Genomic DNA, 13000 nt, shown 5'->3' with positions numbered 1-13000 from the left:
AATCAGTCAAGCTACGCTCTGCGGGATGTCCGAGTACGCGATCCTGGTCTACCCGTCAGCCAACCGGGTCTACACCGACTCCGCTCCGGCCCTGCTGCGCGCCGAGCTGGCGGTGTTCGGTCTGTCCGCTCTCGAGACCGAGGTCTCCGAGATCGGCGAGACGGAACTCGGCGGCGTCGGCTACGTCACCTTCACCACGCCCGCCCCGTTGAGCGAACGCGACCTGGCGCTCCTCTCGAACCTTTCCGCGCTGTACGCGCTGTTCGAGCTCGGCGACGGTGTCCTGAAGCCGGTCACGATCAGCCCGCTGGCGAACTTCGACTCGGACCTGCTGACCATCCAGAAGTATCCGGGCAAGACGAACGAGCTGTTCACCAAACTGCTCGTCAACGTCACCCTGCTGTCCACGGCGGATCCGGCCGCGATGCTGGAGAGGCCGCTCCACCTGCTGGATCCGCTGTGCGGCCGCGGTACCACGCTGAACCAGGCGATGATGTACGGCTTCGACGCGACCGGTCTCGACGTCGACGGCAAGGATTTCGACTCCTACGAGCTGTTCATCAAGACCTGGTTGAAGCAGAAGCGGATCAAGCACAGCGCCGAATCCGGGCAGGTGCGCCGCAACAAGGTCCGGCTCGGCAGGCGGCTCGACATCGGTTTCGGGATCACCAAGGAGCAGTACAAGGCGGGCGAGGTCCGCAAGCTGAGCTACCTCAACTGCGACACGCTCACCACGGACGAACTGCTGCGGCCGAACTCGGTGGACCTCATCGTCACCGACGCCCCGTACGGCGTGCAGCACGGCAGCCACCGCACTCAGGACGCGTCGCTCGCACGCAGCCCGCGTGACCTGCTCGCGGCCGCGGTCCCGGTGTGGACCAGGGTGCTGCGGCCCGGCGGCGCGCTCGGGATCTCGTGGAACACCAACGTCGCGCCGCGTGAGGAACTCGCCGCGATCCTGGACAAGGCGGGGCTGGAAGTCCGCGAGGACGGCCCGTTCGCGGACTTCTCACACCGGGTGGACCAGGCGATCGTGCGGGACCTGATCGTCGCCGCCAAACCCGCCTGACTCCCGCACCACCCCGCGTTCAGTCCTCTAAATGCGCTGGAAGACCGCCCTTCGTCGAGAGGCAGGGCAACCGTGGCATGCCCCGGCGCGGCCCGGAGGCCAGCTGTCCGACTTGCGCATTTCGCCTCGGCGATCCGAGTCTCCCAGGTGGCGTGGTGTCGCGAAGGCTCCCTTGGGGACTCGTATTTGTCTACCTACTGGTGTGGAGCGGGTGCGGGTTGCCGGGGTGGTCCGGGTGGGGAAGATTCCGGACGTTGAGCGTCCGGAATCTTCCCCGCTCGGCCGCCGGTCCACCGATCGTGGTCGGGCACGATCAAGAGGTGAGACCGGGCAACGATGCCCGCGGAACCACCCTCGTCCAGGCCAGGCGTAGGTACCCAAATGCGGGTTCCCCTTTGAGACGTTCACCGTCGCAAAGGGGGCCTTCAGGACACCGCCGCGAGTGACCGGGTGGCACCGCATTCGCGTGCCCAGAGCCGGAACTCGCGTGCTTGAAGCCGCAACACCCGAGTGGTCGGGGTCAGCCGGCGAGGTGGTGCTGGGCCACGTCGCTCAGCTGGATCTTGACGTTCTCCAGTGCCGCCGTCAGGTCGTCGACCAACCCGACGGCGTTCTGGATGGCGCCTTGGAGGGTGTCCGCGGTGGCGGTGTGCCCCAGCAGCGCCACCACCTGGTTCTGGATCGCCTCGAGTTCGGCCTTGGTGGCCAGCGCGACGCCGGTGGGGACCTGGTCGGCGAGCGCGGCCACCTGCTGGGCCTGTTCCTGGATGCTCATGTCTCCAGGATGGCCCCGATCAGGCGATGCGTTCCCCCACGAACTTCATCGCTTCGGGCATGACGCCTCGCCAGAAGTCGTCGTTGTGCTCACCGGGCGTCATCTTCCCGACGGCGGGATCGAGCGCTCTGATCAGTTTGCGGTCGGCTCCGGCGAAGGGATCCGAGTTACCGCACCACACCCCGGTCTCGATACCTTTGAGCTCGTCGGTGTGCAGCAGCGGTTCATGCGATTCCCACTGCGCACGGTCGGCGAAGACCTTGCGGGACTTGGCATCGGGCCAGCTGACGAACAGTGCCGCGCCCGCCACCGCGAGGGCCTTGAGGTCCTTGTGCTCGCGGGCGTAACGCAGCGCGCCGAAGCCGCCCATCGAGATGCCGAACATCGCCGACGGCGGCCGCAATTGACGTTGGGCGAGCCAGCCGGGCAGTTCCTCGGACAGCATCCGCTGCGGGTCGTCGTCCTTGCCGACGTCCACCCAGTAGTTGTCGCCGTCGACGGCGGCCACCGCGAAACCGGGCAGACCGGCCGCGACGACCTGGTTCAGCGCGTCTTGCACGCCGAGGTCCAGGAAGGTTCTGGCGTCCGCGCCACGCCCGTGCAGGGCGACGCAGACCGGCAGCCCGACCCGGGAAGCGCTGTCGGGGGCGATGATGACGAGATTGACTTCCCGGTTCCTGGCCGCGGAGCGCATCCGCTGGACGGTGACCGCCTCGGTCAGCGGGGTCGGGTTGGTCGGCGGAGGCACCGGCGGTGGCCCCACCAGAGGCCGCTTTTCCCCGTCGCAGCCGGAAAGCAGCGCCGTGCCCCCGAGCGCCGCGGCTCCCAGCAGGAGGCCGCGCCGGCTGACGGCGTGGCCCCCTCCGTCAGCTGCGGCTCTCCTCATCGGCGAACTCATCGTCTTCGGCCTCTTCCCGTGGCGCCTTGTACGGGTCGGGTTCGCCGGCGTGCTGCGCCCCCGTCGCACGGCGGGCGACCTCCGCGTCGGCTTCCCTGGCCTTCGCGAGGAGATCCTCGATCCGCTTCGCGTCCTCAGGAATGCTGTCGGCCACGAAGGTGAGCGTCGGCGTGTAGCGAACCCCGGTGCCCTGTCCGACCTTTGTCCGCAAGACACCGCGGGCGGATTCCAGCGCCGCCGCGGCACCCGTGTGGTCGGGGGTGGACTCGAGGTTTTCACCCAGCACCGTGTAGTAGACCGTGGCGTCGTGCAGGTCGGCCGTGATCTTCGTGTCGGTGATCGTCACGTAGTTGAGCCGCGGATCCTTGATGTCGTGCTCGATCGCGTGGGCGACGATCTGTGAGATCCGCTTGGCGAGCTTACGAGCCCGAGCGGGGTCGGCCATGGGGATTCGTCTCCTCGAAAGTTTTTCCGTCAGTCGTCCGGGCCGAGTAGCCGGCGGTGGGCGGAGAGCAGTTCGAACTCCGGCCTGCCTGCCACCAACCGCTCACACGAGTCGAGCACGTCCCGGACGTGCTCGCCAGTCGCGGCGACCACGGCCACACCGATCAGTGCCCGCCGGTGCAACTCTTGGTGACCCGCTTCGGCGACGGAGACGTCGAAACGCCTGCGTACCTCGGCCAGCACCGGCTTGATCACGGATCGCTTCTGCTTGAGCGAATGGACGTCGCCCAGCAGGATGTCGAGCTCCAAGGCTCCGATGAACATACGGGGTTCTGGGTTGGTGGAAGGTGAAGCGGCGCTCCCCCGCCCAGATGCGGGGGAGCGCCGCCGTGTCACTTACACACGCGGCTTTTCGCGCTGTTCGTAGGTCTCGATGATGTCGCCGACCTTGAGGTCGCTGTACGACCCCAGCGTCAGACCACACTCGAAGCCATCGCGAACCTCGACCACGTCGTCCTTGAACCGCCGCAGCGAGCTGATCGGCAGGTTCTCGGCGATGACGTTCGAGTCGCGGAGCAGACGAGCCCGCGCGTTACGGCGGATCTCACCCGAGATGACGAGACAACCGGCGATGGTGCCGATCTTCGACGACTTGAAGACGTCGCGGATCTCCGCCTTGCCGAGCTCGACCTCTTCGTACTCCGGCTTGAGCATGCCCTTCAGCGCCTGCTCGATCTCTTCGATCGCCTGGTAGATGACCGTGTAGTACCGGACGTCGACGCCTTCGCGGGTGGCCCGCTCGGTCGCCTTGCCCTGCGCACGGACGTTGAAGCCCAGGACGATCGCGTCGGACGCGGTCGCCAGGTCGATGTCGGACTCGGTGACGCCACCGACACCGCGGTGGACGACGTTGAGTTCGACGTCGTCGCCGACCTCGAGCTGCACCAGCGAGGCTTCGAGCGCCTCGACGGTACCGGAGTTGTCACCCTTGATGATCAGGTTGAGGCTGTTCGTCTCCTTCAAGGCGGAGTCGAGGTCCTCGAGGCTGACCCGCTTGCGACGCGACGCGTTGAGGGCGTTGCGCGTCCGGGCGGAACGGCGCTCGGCGATCTGCCGGGCGACGCGGTCCTCGTCGACCACCAGGAAGGTGTCGCCCGCACCCGGCACCGAGGTGAACCCGATGACCTGGACGGGACGCGACGGCAGTGCCTCGGTGACGTCGACGTTGTGCTCGTCGACCATCCGGCGGACGCGGCCGTAGGCGTCACCCGCCACGACCGAGTCACCGACGCGCAGTGTGCCTCGCTGCACCAGCACCGTGGCCACCGGACCGCGACCGCGGTCGAGGTGGGCCTCGATCGCGACACCCTGGGCCTCCATGTCCGGGTTGGCCCGGAGGTCCAGCGCGGCGTCGGCGGTCAGCAGGATCGCCTCGAGCAGGCCGTCGATGTTGATGTTCTGCCGCGCGGAGATCTCGACGAACATCGTGTCGCCGCCGTACTCCTCGGCGACCAGGCCGTACTCGGTCAGCTGCTGCCGGATCTTGTCCGGGTTCGAGCCTTCCTTGTCGATCTTGTTGATCGCGACCACGATCGGCGCCTTCGCGGCCTGCGCGTGGTTGATCGCCTCGACCGTCTGCGGCATCACACCGTCGTCGGCCGCCACCACGATCACCGCGATGTCGGTCGAGTTCGCACCACGGGCACGCATGGCGGTGAACGCCTCGTGACCGGGGGTGTCGATGAAGGTGATCAGACGCGGGTTGCCTTCGAGCTCGGTCTCGATCTGGTAGGCGCCGATGTGCTGGGTGATGCCGCCGGCTTCACCTTCGCGCACCTTCGTCTTGCGGATCGTGTCGAGCAGTCGGGTCTTACCGTGGTCGACGTGACCCATGATGGTCACGACCGGCGGCCTGACCTGCAGGTCCTCTTCTTCACCCGCGTCTTCGCCGTAGGTGATGTCGAAGGTCTCCAGCAGCTCCCGGTCCTCTTCCTCGGGACTGACGACCTGAACGTTGTAGTTCATTTCGCCGCCGAGCAGTTCCAGGATGTCGTCGGACACCGACTGCGTCGCCGTGACCATTTCACCGAGGTGGAAGAGCACCTGCACCAGCGAAGCCGGGTTGGCGTCGATCTTCTCGGCGAAGTCGGTCAGCGAGGCACCGCGCGGAAGCCGGATCGTCTCGCCCTGGCCCTTGGGCAGGCGGACGCCGCCGACGCTGGGCGCCTGCATGTTGTCCATGTATTCCTGGCGCTTCTGCCGCTTCGACTTGCGACCCTTGCGCGAGGGACCACCGGGACGCCCGAAGGCACCCGCGGTACCGCCACGGCCACCGGGGCCACCACGGCCACCGCCGCCACGGAAACCGCCGCCACCGGCCGGGGCACCGCCGCCGCCACCGGGGCCACCGCCACCGGGACGGAAACCGCCGCCACCGCCGCCGCCGGGACGGAAACCGCCACCGCCACCGCCACCACCGGGACCGCCGCGGAAACCTCCGCCGCCACCACCGGGACCGCCACGAGCGCCGCCACCGGGGCCACCACGGGCTCCGCCACCGGGACCACCGCGGCCGGCACCGGGACCACCGGCCGGACGGGCCGGACGGCCCGGCATCATGCCGGGGTTCGGGCGCGGGGGCATGTTGCCCGGGTTCGGCCGGTTACCACCGGGAGCGCCGCCACCGGGACGCGGGGCCGGACGGTCGCCGCCCTGCCCGCCACCGGGACGCGGCGGACGGTTGTCGCCGCCCTGCTGGTTTCCGCCGGGACGCGGACCCGACGGACGCGGGGCCGGGGAACCGGAACCCACACCGAACGGGTTGTTGCCGACGCGCGGGGTACGCGGGCCGGGCTTCGGACCGCCGGGCTTGGGGCCCTGCGGCTTCGGCGGCACGACCGAACCCTGCGACGGCGCCGAGGACGACGGCGGGGTGGCCGGTGCTGCCGGGGTTTCCTTGGTTTCGGACTGCTTCGGCTCGGCCGGAGCGGCCTTCGCCGCCGGAGCCACCTCTTCCTTGGGCGCCGGCGGCTTGGGGCCGGGGCGCGGACCCGGGCGGACACCCGGGGTGGCGGGGCGGGACGGCTGCTGGGCCGGGGCCGACGGAGCGGACGCCGCGGGGGCGGAGGCCGCCGGAGCCTCGGTCTGAGCCGCGGGCGCGGGCTGAGCCTGCTTCGCGGCCGGAGCCGGGGCAGCGGGCTTCGCGGGCGGGCCGGGCGAGGGACGCGGGCCGGGGGTCGGAACAGACTTCTTCTTGCCGTCCTTGGACGGGTACGCGTCACGGAGACGGCGGGCGACCGGCGCCTCGACGGTGGACGACGCGGACTTCACGAACTCGCCCTGTTCCTTCAATTTGGCGAGAACTTCCTTGCTGGTGATGCCGAGCTCTTTCGCGAGCTCATGTACTCGGGCCTTGCCTGGCACAGCTCTCCTCATCTGGGGAGGCCGGCGGCAGACCCGCAGACCTCGTCCTATTGTCGCGCGTTCATTGATTCAGCTTCACGGCTGACTCATGACGGGTCGACCTGCTTCCTGATTCCATCCGGCACCGGGGATGTCCCGGCGCCCTTAGCCTTCGGCGAGCGCTCCAGGCGTTCGTGGACACCCTGGGCGTCGAGCGACCCCGGAACACGAAGTGCTCGGGGAAATGCCCTGCGCCGCTCGGCCTTGGCCAGACAGTCCGGCACGGGGTGCAACCAAGCACCCCGGCCCGGCAACCGCCGACCTTCGTCGACGATCAGCCGCCCGTCCGCCGCGACCACTCGCAGCAACTCGCCGATCAAGGCCCGCCGGCGGCATCCCACACAGGTGCGGACCGGAGTTTTCCGGTCATCCTGGGTGTCGGTCGCCGTCCGCGGGCTCTGAACCACTCGTAAGTCTAGCGCTTCGACCTTCACTCAGCCGAACCGGTTGCCGCGGCGGGCCGCGCCTGCCCGGCGTGTGCTTCGTCACCCTGCTCAGGGGCGGCGTCGCTGCGGATGTCGATACGCCATCCGGTCAGGCGGGCGGCGAGGCGGGCGTTCTGCCCTTCCTTGCCGATCGCGAGTGAAAGCTGGAAGTCCGGGACGACGACGCGAGCGGTCTTGGCCCGCTCGTCGACGACCCGTACGGACACAACCTTCGCGGGCGACAGCGCATTCCCGACGAACTTGGCCGGATCGTCGGAGAAGTCGATGATGTCGATCTTCTCACCCGCGAGTTCACTCATCACGTTGCGCACGCGCGCGCCGACCGGGCCGATGCACGCGCCCTTGGCGTTGACGCCGGGCACCGTCGAGCGGACCGCGATCTTGGTCCGGTGTCCCGGTTCACGCGCGATGGCGGAGATTTCGACCGTGCCGTCGGCGATTTCGGGGACCTCGAGCGCGAACAGCTTGCGCACCAGGTTCGGATGCGACCGCGACAGCGTGATCTGCGGGCCGCGGTTACCGCGCGAAACGGTGACGACGAAGGCCTTGATCCGGCTGCCGTGTTCGTAGGACTCGCCGGGCACCTGCTCGACCGAAGGCAGCACGCCTTCGATGTCGCCGACCTGGATGACGACCATGCCGCGGGCGTTGGCGCGCGCGTCACGCTGCACCACCCCGGCGACGATCTCGCCCTCCTTGGCGGAGAACTCGCCGAAGGTCTTCTCGTGCTCGGCGTCGCGCAGGCGCTGCAGGATGACCTGGCGCGCGGTGGTCGCGGCGATCCGCCCGAAGCCCTCGGGGGTGTCGTCCCACTCCTCGTCGACCTGGCCGTCCGGGGTGAGGGTGTGCGCGAGGACGCGCACCAGCCCGCTCTTGTGGTCGATGTCGATCCGGGCGTGCGGCTGGTGGCCCTCGGTGTGCTTGTATGCGGTGAGAAGCGCGGTTTCGATGGCCTCGATGACCGTTTCGAAGGGGATGTCCTTGTCCCGTTCGATCGCGCGCAGCGCGGCGATGTCGACGTTCACTTCGGCTCCTCCTTCGGTTCGGTAGCGGCGGCGGTGTGGGCCGCGGCGTCGGTTTCCAACAGTTTCAGGTCCTCGGCAGGTGGTTGCTTGAACTCGATCTCGATGACCGCTTTGGCCACCGAGGCGTAACCGACGTCCCGGAGCTCGCCGTCGACGAGCACGCGCGCGGACTTCTCCCCCGCGTGGCCGACGCGGCCGATGAACGGAGCGCCCTCGGCGGGGGTGACCTTGACCAGGCGGAACTTCGCGCGCCGCCAGTGCCTTCGCTGGGTCAGCGGCCGGTCCAGCCCCGGTGAGGTCACTTCGAGGGTGTACGCGCTGGCGAGCACGTGCTCGTTCTCGTCGAGCACGGCGGAGACGGCGCGGCTGACGCTCGCCACCTCGTCCAGCCCGACGCCGTCGTCCCCGTCGACCACGACCTTCACCAGCTGACGGCGGCCTGCTTGCTGGACCTCGAAGGAATCGAGGTCGAAACCCGCGGCCTTGACGGCTTCGGCCACGATGGGCTCCAGCCTGCTGGCGAGGTCGTTGGGCACGGTGGAGCGCTCCTGTTCGGCTGTGGGCGACCCGGCGGTGTGGATCCGGGTTCGGTAGTGGACCAGCTTATCTGGTGACCCCGGTGTGACGCGCGAGCGGCGGCCCCGCGCGGGGTACTGGCAGGATGGGGCGGCGTGACCGGAAGACCGACCGAGCCCACCTTGCCGAGCCGTCGTACTTTCCTGCGCGTGGGAGCGCTGGCCGCGCTGGCCGTGCCGTTGGCGGCCGCCTGCTCCCCAGGGTACGACGAAAGCCCGGATCCACTGGCCCCGCTGCTGAGCGCCGCGGAGTCCGACGTGGCGGGCGCGAAAGCGCTGACCGGCGCCGAAGCCGAAGCGGTCGCGACGGCGCGGGCGGCGCACGCGGCGGCGCTCAAGACCGAGGTGGACCGGCTCAACCGGCCGAAGCCGACGCAGTCCGGCCCGGCCGAGAACGCGCCGTCGTCCTTGGACGGGCTCAAGGAACGGATCGCGCAGGCCCGCAAGCAGGCCGAGGGCCTCGTGCCTTCGCTGCCCCGCTACCGCGCGGGGATGGTCGCCTCCATCGCGGCGGGCTGCGCGGCGCTGCAGCAGAGTTCGGACCAGCTCGGCCGGGGTGACGACGCCGGCCCCGTCACGGTGCCCGCCGGTCCCCCGCTGAACCAGGAGGCGACGGAGGCCGTGCAGCAGGCGCTGGCCGCCGAGCACGCCGCGATCTGGGTGTACGGCCTGGTGAGCGCGTACCTTCCGGCGGCCTTCAGCGGCGCGGTGGCGCGGGGCTCGGCCGAGCACGTCAAGCGGCGGGACGTCTGCGAACGGATGCTTTCCGCGGCGGGCCAGCCCCCCGCGGGCCCGGAGGCCGCGTACGTGCCGCCGAAACCGGTGACCGACGCGAACTCGGCGATGGAGCTGGTGGCGACGGCCGAATCGGACGCGACGGCGGCTTGGCTCGGCGTGATCGACCGGACCGACGACACGACCCTGCGGGCGACGGCGTTGAACGCGCTGATCGGGTCGGCGCGGCGCGGGACGGCTTGGCGGGCGGAGTTCGGGGCGAAGCCGGTGGCGATCGCCATGCCGGGCCAGACGACGTAAGCCTCTTCGCGCAGCTTCGGGCTCACCACGCGTGCAATGAAAGGTCCTTTCCTTGCAAAATTTGCGAGGAAAGGACCTTTCATTGCAGCCTTTCCTACCTGGTCATGGCTCGGGGTTGAAGGGCGCCTTCCCTCCCGTCGCATGTGGGGAAAGCGCCCTTCGCCGCGTGAGATGAGGGGAAAGGCCCCTTCAGCCCCCTCACACCCGGCGCCAGGTTGCGGGTGGCGTTCACCCTTCGGCAAGGCGGACGGGGCTTGATCAGGTCGCAAGGGAGCGGGGTCAACCTGGCCGTGAGCGGTAAGTGTCGTTAGAACGACACCCTCTCTCAGGTACCTGCGCGTGGCCTGCGGCCTGGCTCGCGGCGGGAGCGCGTGAAGGCCCCCTTCCCTCGGCTGAGCCGAGGGAAGGGGGCCTTCACGCGCAGCCGTTGTGACTGGTGGTGCCGCTGAGGCTCGCGACGGCCGCCCGGGGGCGGGTGAGGGGAACTTTGAGGGACTTTGAGTCCCTCAAGGAGTCCTTCACGGCCCGACCGCTGCCGGACCCACCCACCGCAGGTACCGGCTCAGCGGCGCAGGTCCCCCGAAAGCCGCAAAGCGTCGGTCGCGATCCGCTCCAGCACCGGCTTGTCCTTGTGCTTGTTGTAGAAACCGGCCAGCACGATGGCCACCTCCGGCCCGGTGACGTGGGAGTCGTAGGCCGCGTCCTGTCCCGAGATCTTCGGGGCGCCCTGCCCCTTGAAGGTGCCGTCGCGCACCAGGTCGGACACGTTGCCCGTGCCGTCCTTGTCGGTGAGCGCCTTGAGCTGGGTCGCGGTGACCTCGCCGGGCATGGTGACCAGGACGACCGACACCAGCGCCTTCTGCCCGCCGGTCTCGGTCGTGTACAGCGCCCGCGACAGCCGCGTGCAGGGCGTCTGGGTGAAGAAATCCTTGGTGTCGCCGTAGGACTTGCTCGCGCAGTCGGTGGTGACCTGCGGGCCCTCGACCAGCGTGTACTGGAACTGGCCGCTCTTCGCCGGCGTATCCGCGACGGGAGTCGTCTCCGGCTCGTGCCGGATCAGCCACCAGAGCAGGGACGACACGACCGCGATCGCGACCAGCGCGGCGCCCTTCAGCGCCAGGGCCTTGGTGTCCCTCGGCGGCTTCGGCGCGGGCGGCGGCCCACCCGGCCCTGCCGGTCGCACCGGCTGAAGCCGGGCCGTTTCCGTCGCTCCCGGGGTAAATTGCGCACCAACCACGGGGTCATACGGTAGTTCACCGGCCTCGGGCGGTTCACCTGAACGTGCTTATCACCTGTTCGACGTCGTCAGCGGTGTTGTAGAGATGGAACCCGAATCGCTGCCGTCCGGCCCGGGTACCGGCCACGATGCCGGCTTCCTTCACCCTGCCGGCGTCAGCGTCGAGCGAGACGATCGCACTCCCCTGACCGGGTGAGCCGAGCGCTTCGAGGAGCGAGTCGGCGAGCCCCACGCAGTGCGCGCGGACGGCTTCGAGGTCCAAGGTGCCGAGGTAGTCCAGCGAGACGGCGGCGCCGACGAACGCGAGCCAGGCCGGGGACAGGTCGAGTGACCGAGTGCCCTCGGCGAGCCTCAGCGGGAGGCCGTAGACGGTCTGCCAGCGGTCTTCCCCCGCGTACCAGTTCGCGGCGACCGGCACCGCCCGCTCCAGCACCCGCGGATGCGCGGCCAGCCACGCGGCCCCGCGCGGCGCGAGCAGCCATTTGTAACCGGCGGCGACGACCCAGTCGGCCCAGTCCAGCTCGAGCGGCTGCCACCCGGCGGCCTGGGTGGCGTCGAGCAGGACCGCCGTGTCCGCCGCCTCGGCCGCGGCGCGGAGCCTGTCGAGGTCGATCCGGGCGCCGTCCGCGGACTGGACGACGCTGACCGCGACGAGGTCGTGCCCCTCGACGCGCTCGGTCAGCTCGGCCAGCGGGACTTCGGTGACCTTCACCCCGCGATGTGCCTGAGCCGCGAACGGGAAGGTGACGCTGGTGAAATCGTTCGCGGCGACCAGCACGCCGGCGCCGTCGGGCAGTCCGGCCGCCACGTTCGCGATCAGCTGCGAGACCGTCGCCCCGATCGCGACCCGGTCCGCCGGGACCCCGATCAGCGCGCCGAACCCCGCCCGGGTGCGCGCGACGGGCTCGTCGAAGTCCGACGGGCGGGCCTCGCCGCGCCGCCACTTCTCGACCGCTTCCGCCACCGCGTCGGCCGCGTGCGACGGCGGGATGCCGATGCTGGGGGTGTTCAGATATCCGGGAGGACAGGCGAATTCGGCGCCGAAGCTCTGCATACCTGGAGAGATTAGTGATTTTCCGGGAGCAGCCTCACGACATCGTCGTAGGACGGCGGCGTCAGCGGGAGTTCGCCGCCATCGCGGACGACTTCCACGGTGCGCAGCGTGGCGGCCAACGCCATCCGATACGGCAGGGAGCCGAGGCTGATCCGCGCGACGCCGAGCCCGGCCAGGCCCGCGACGGTGACCCGGCCGGGAAGGAACAGCAGGTTCACCGGTACGCCGACGGCCTCGACCAGCCGCTCGACGTCGGCGGGTCCGGCGAGACCGGGCACGAACACCCCGTCGGCGCCGGCGTCCACATAGGACTGACAGCGGCCGATGGCGGCGTCGATGTCGGGCTGCCCCAGCCAGTGGGTGTCGGTACGCGCGTTGACGAAAAGCCCGGGAGCGCGTTCCTTGGCCGCCGTGATCTTGGCCGCGTGCCGCACGGGGTCGCCCAGGGCGTCTTCGAGGTTGATGCCCACGACGCCCGCTTCGGCGAGTTCCGCGGCGAGCGCCCCCACTTCGCCCGGGTCGTCACTGAAGCCTTCGGCGACGTCGACGCTGATGAGCGTGTCCAGCGCGGTCAGCCGCCGCGCCAGGCGGACGGTGGCGTCCTTGGAGGACGGGGCACCATCCGGCTCGCCCTCGGCGGCCGAGACCCCGAGGCTCGTCGTGCCGAGTGCCGGGAAGCCTTGCGCGGCCAGGAAGGCGGCCGCGCCGAACTCCCAGACGTTCGGCAGGAGCAGCGGGGAACCGGGGACGTGCAGTGCGGCGAAGGCGGTCATGTCCTGACGGTAGCCAGTGGACGCTTCGGTGACTGCCGAAGTGTTGGGTCCGGCCGAAGGCGCTAGGTGCCGGTGGCCGTTCGGTACAGGTGGTCGTGAGTGGCGATTCGGGGTAACTAGTCAGGTCCTGGTCATCCGGTGATCGTTGTTCTGCGATGATTGCCGGGTGTCCGGGAGTGAGCGTCCGTCGTATGACGAGCTTGCCGC

Annotated in this window: 13 protein-coding genes; 2 read left to right on the top strand and 11 right to left on the bottom strand. The window is 69.7% G+C overall.

Going from position 1 to position 13000, the window contains the following annotated elements; all coding sequences use genetic code 11:
* The first annotated feature begins 25 nt into the window (after positions 1-25).
* Positions 26-1069: a TRM11 family SAM-dependent methyltransferase gene (locus ACZ5ZX_RS23880; protein ID WP_465504207.1), complete on the top strand. Its 1044-nt coding sequence runs from the start codon at positions 26-28 to the stop codon at positions 1067-1069.
* 520 nt (positions 1070-1589) lie between these two features.
* Here ACZ5ZX_RS23880 and ACZ5ZX_RS23875 read toward each other — a convergent pair.
* From ACZ5ZX_RS23875 to rimP, 8 genes are all read right to left on the bottom strand, one after another.
* Positions 1590-1844, bottom strand: coding sequence for a hypothetical protein (locus tag ACZ5ZX_RS23875; RefSeq protein ID WP_465504206.1), 255 nt, complete (start codon positions 1842-1844; stop codon positions 1590-1592).
* A gap of 19 nt (positions 1845-1863) precedes the next feature.
* A complete protein-coding gene (locus tag ACZ5ZX_RS23870) occupies positions 1864-2730 on the bottom strand; it encodes an alpha/beta hydrolase (protein WP_465504205.1) in 867 nt (288 codons plus the stop codon).
* Positions 2711-3187, bottom strand: a complete 477-nt coding sequence (gene rbfA / locus ACZ5ZX_RS23865; protein ID WP_465504204.1) for a 30S ribosome-binding factor RbfA — start codon at positions 3185-3187, stop codon at positions 2711-2713. The genes ACZ5ZX_RS23870 and rbfA overlap by 20 nt, the downstream gene beginning before the upstream one ends.
* 29 nt (positions 3188-3216) lie before the next feature.
* Positions 3217-3510, bottom strand: coding sequence for a DUF503 domain-containing protein (locus tag ACZ5ZX_RS23860; RefSeq protein WP_465497744.1), 294 nt, complete (start codon positions 3508-3510; stop codon positions 3217-3219).
* A gap of 72 nt (positions 3511-3582) precedes the next feature.
* Entirely contained in the window at positions 3583-6609 is a 3027-nt protein-coding gene (gene infB / locus ACZ5ZX_RS23855; RefSeq protein WP_465504203.1) for a translation initiation factor IF-2, read from the bottom strand.
* An 86-nt stretch (positions 6610-6695) separates the two neighbouring features.
* Positions 6696-6947: a YlxR family protein gene (locus tag ACZ5ZX_RS23850; RefSeq protein WP_465504450.1), complete on the bottom strand. Its 252-nt coding sequence runs from the start codon at positions 6945-6947 to the stop codon at positions 6696-6698.
* A 131-nt stretch (positions 6948-7078) separates the two neighbouring features.
* Positions 7079-8119 carry a transcription termination factor NusA gene (gene nusA, locus ACZ5ZX_RS23845; protein ID WP_465504202.1) on the bottom strand — a complete coding sequence of 347 codons (1041 nt, stop codon included), beginning with the start codon at positions 8117-8119 and terminating at the stop codon, positions 7079-7081.
* Positions 8116-8655, bottom strand: a complete 540-nt coding sequence (gene rimP, locus ACZ5ZX_RS23840) for a ribosome maturation factor RimP (RefSeq protein WP_465504201.1) — start codon at positions 8653-8655, stop codon at positions 8116-8118. The genes nusA and rimP overlap by 4 nt, the downstream gene beginning before the upstream one ends.
* Before the next feature lie 135 nt (positions 8656-8790).
* Here rimP and ACZ5ZX_RS23835 point away from each other — a divergent pair, with 135 nt between their 5' ends.
* Complete coding sequence (locus ACZ5ZX_RS23835) at positions 8791-9729, top strand: ferritin-like domain-containing protein (RefSeq protein ID WP_465504200.1); 939 nt, start codon at positions 8791-8793, stop codon at positions 9727-9729.
* 562 nt (positions 9730-10291) lie between these two features.
* Here ACZ5ZX_RS23835 and ACZ5ZX_RS23830 read toward each other — a convergent pair.
* The 3 genes from ACZ5ZX_RS23830 to ACZ5ZX_RS23820 form a co-directional block, all read right to left on the bottom strand.
* Positions 10292-10912, bottom strand: a complete 621-nt coding sequence (locus ACZ5ZX_RS23830; RefSeq protein ID WP_465504199.1) for a hypothetical protein — start codon at positions 10910-10912, stop codon at positions 10292-10294.
* 88 nt (positions 10913-11000) lie between these two features.
* Entirely contained in the window at positions 11001-12020 is a 1020-nt protein-coding gene (locus tag ACZ5ZX_RS23825; protein ID WP_465504198.1) for an aminotransferase class V-fold PLP-dependent enzyme, read from the bottom strand.
* 11 nt (positions 12021-12031) lie between these two features.
* Positions 12032-12793, bottom strand: a complete 762-nt coding sequence (locus ACZ5ZX_RS23820) for an isocitrate lyase/PEP mutase family protein (protein ID WP_465504197.1) — start codon at positions 12791-12793, stop codon at positions 12032-12034.
* Between the last annotated feature and the right edge of the window lie 207 nt (positions 12794-13000).

The organism is Amycolatopsis sp. NPDC033938, from assembly GCF_055575975.1.
This window is presented reverse-complemented; position numbering and strand designations above follow the sequence as displayed.

Coding starts and splice junctions, on each gene's coding strand:
- ACZ5ZX_RS23825 (WP_465504198.1), bottom strand. CDS start 12,020: ATGCAGAGCTTCGGCGCCGAATTCGCCTGTCCTCCCGGATATCTGAAC.
- ACZ5ZX_RS23860 (WP_465497744.1), bottom strand. CDS start 3,510: ATGTTCATCGGAGCCTTGGAGCTCGACATCCTGCTGGGCGACGTCCAT.
- rbfA (WP_465504204.1), bottom strand. CDS start 3,187: ATGGCCGACCCCGCTCGGGCTCGTAAGCTCGCCAAGCGGATCTCACAG.
- ACZ5ZX_RS23820 (WP_465504197.1), bottom strand. CDS start 12,793: ATGACCGCCTTCGCCGCACTGCACGTCCCCGGTTCCCCGCTGCTCCTG.
- ACZ5ZX_RS23880 (WP_465504207.1), top strand. CDS start 26: ATGTCCGAGTACGCGATCCTGGTCTACCCGTCAGCCAACCGGGTCTAC.
- ACZ5ZX_RS23870 (WP_465504205.1), bottom strand. CDS start 2,730: ATGAGGAGAGCCGCAGCTGACGGAGGGGGCCACGCCGTCAGCCGGCGC.
- ACZ5ZX_RS23875 (WP_465504206.1), bottom strand. CDS start 1,844: ATGAGCATCCAGGAACAGGCCCAGCAGGTGGCCGCGCTCGCCGACCAG.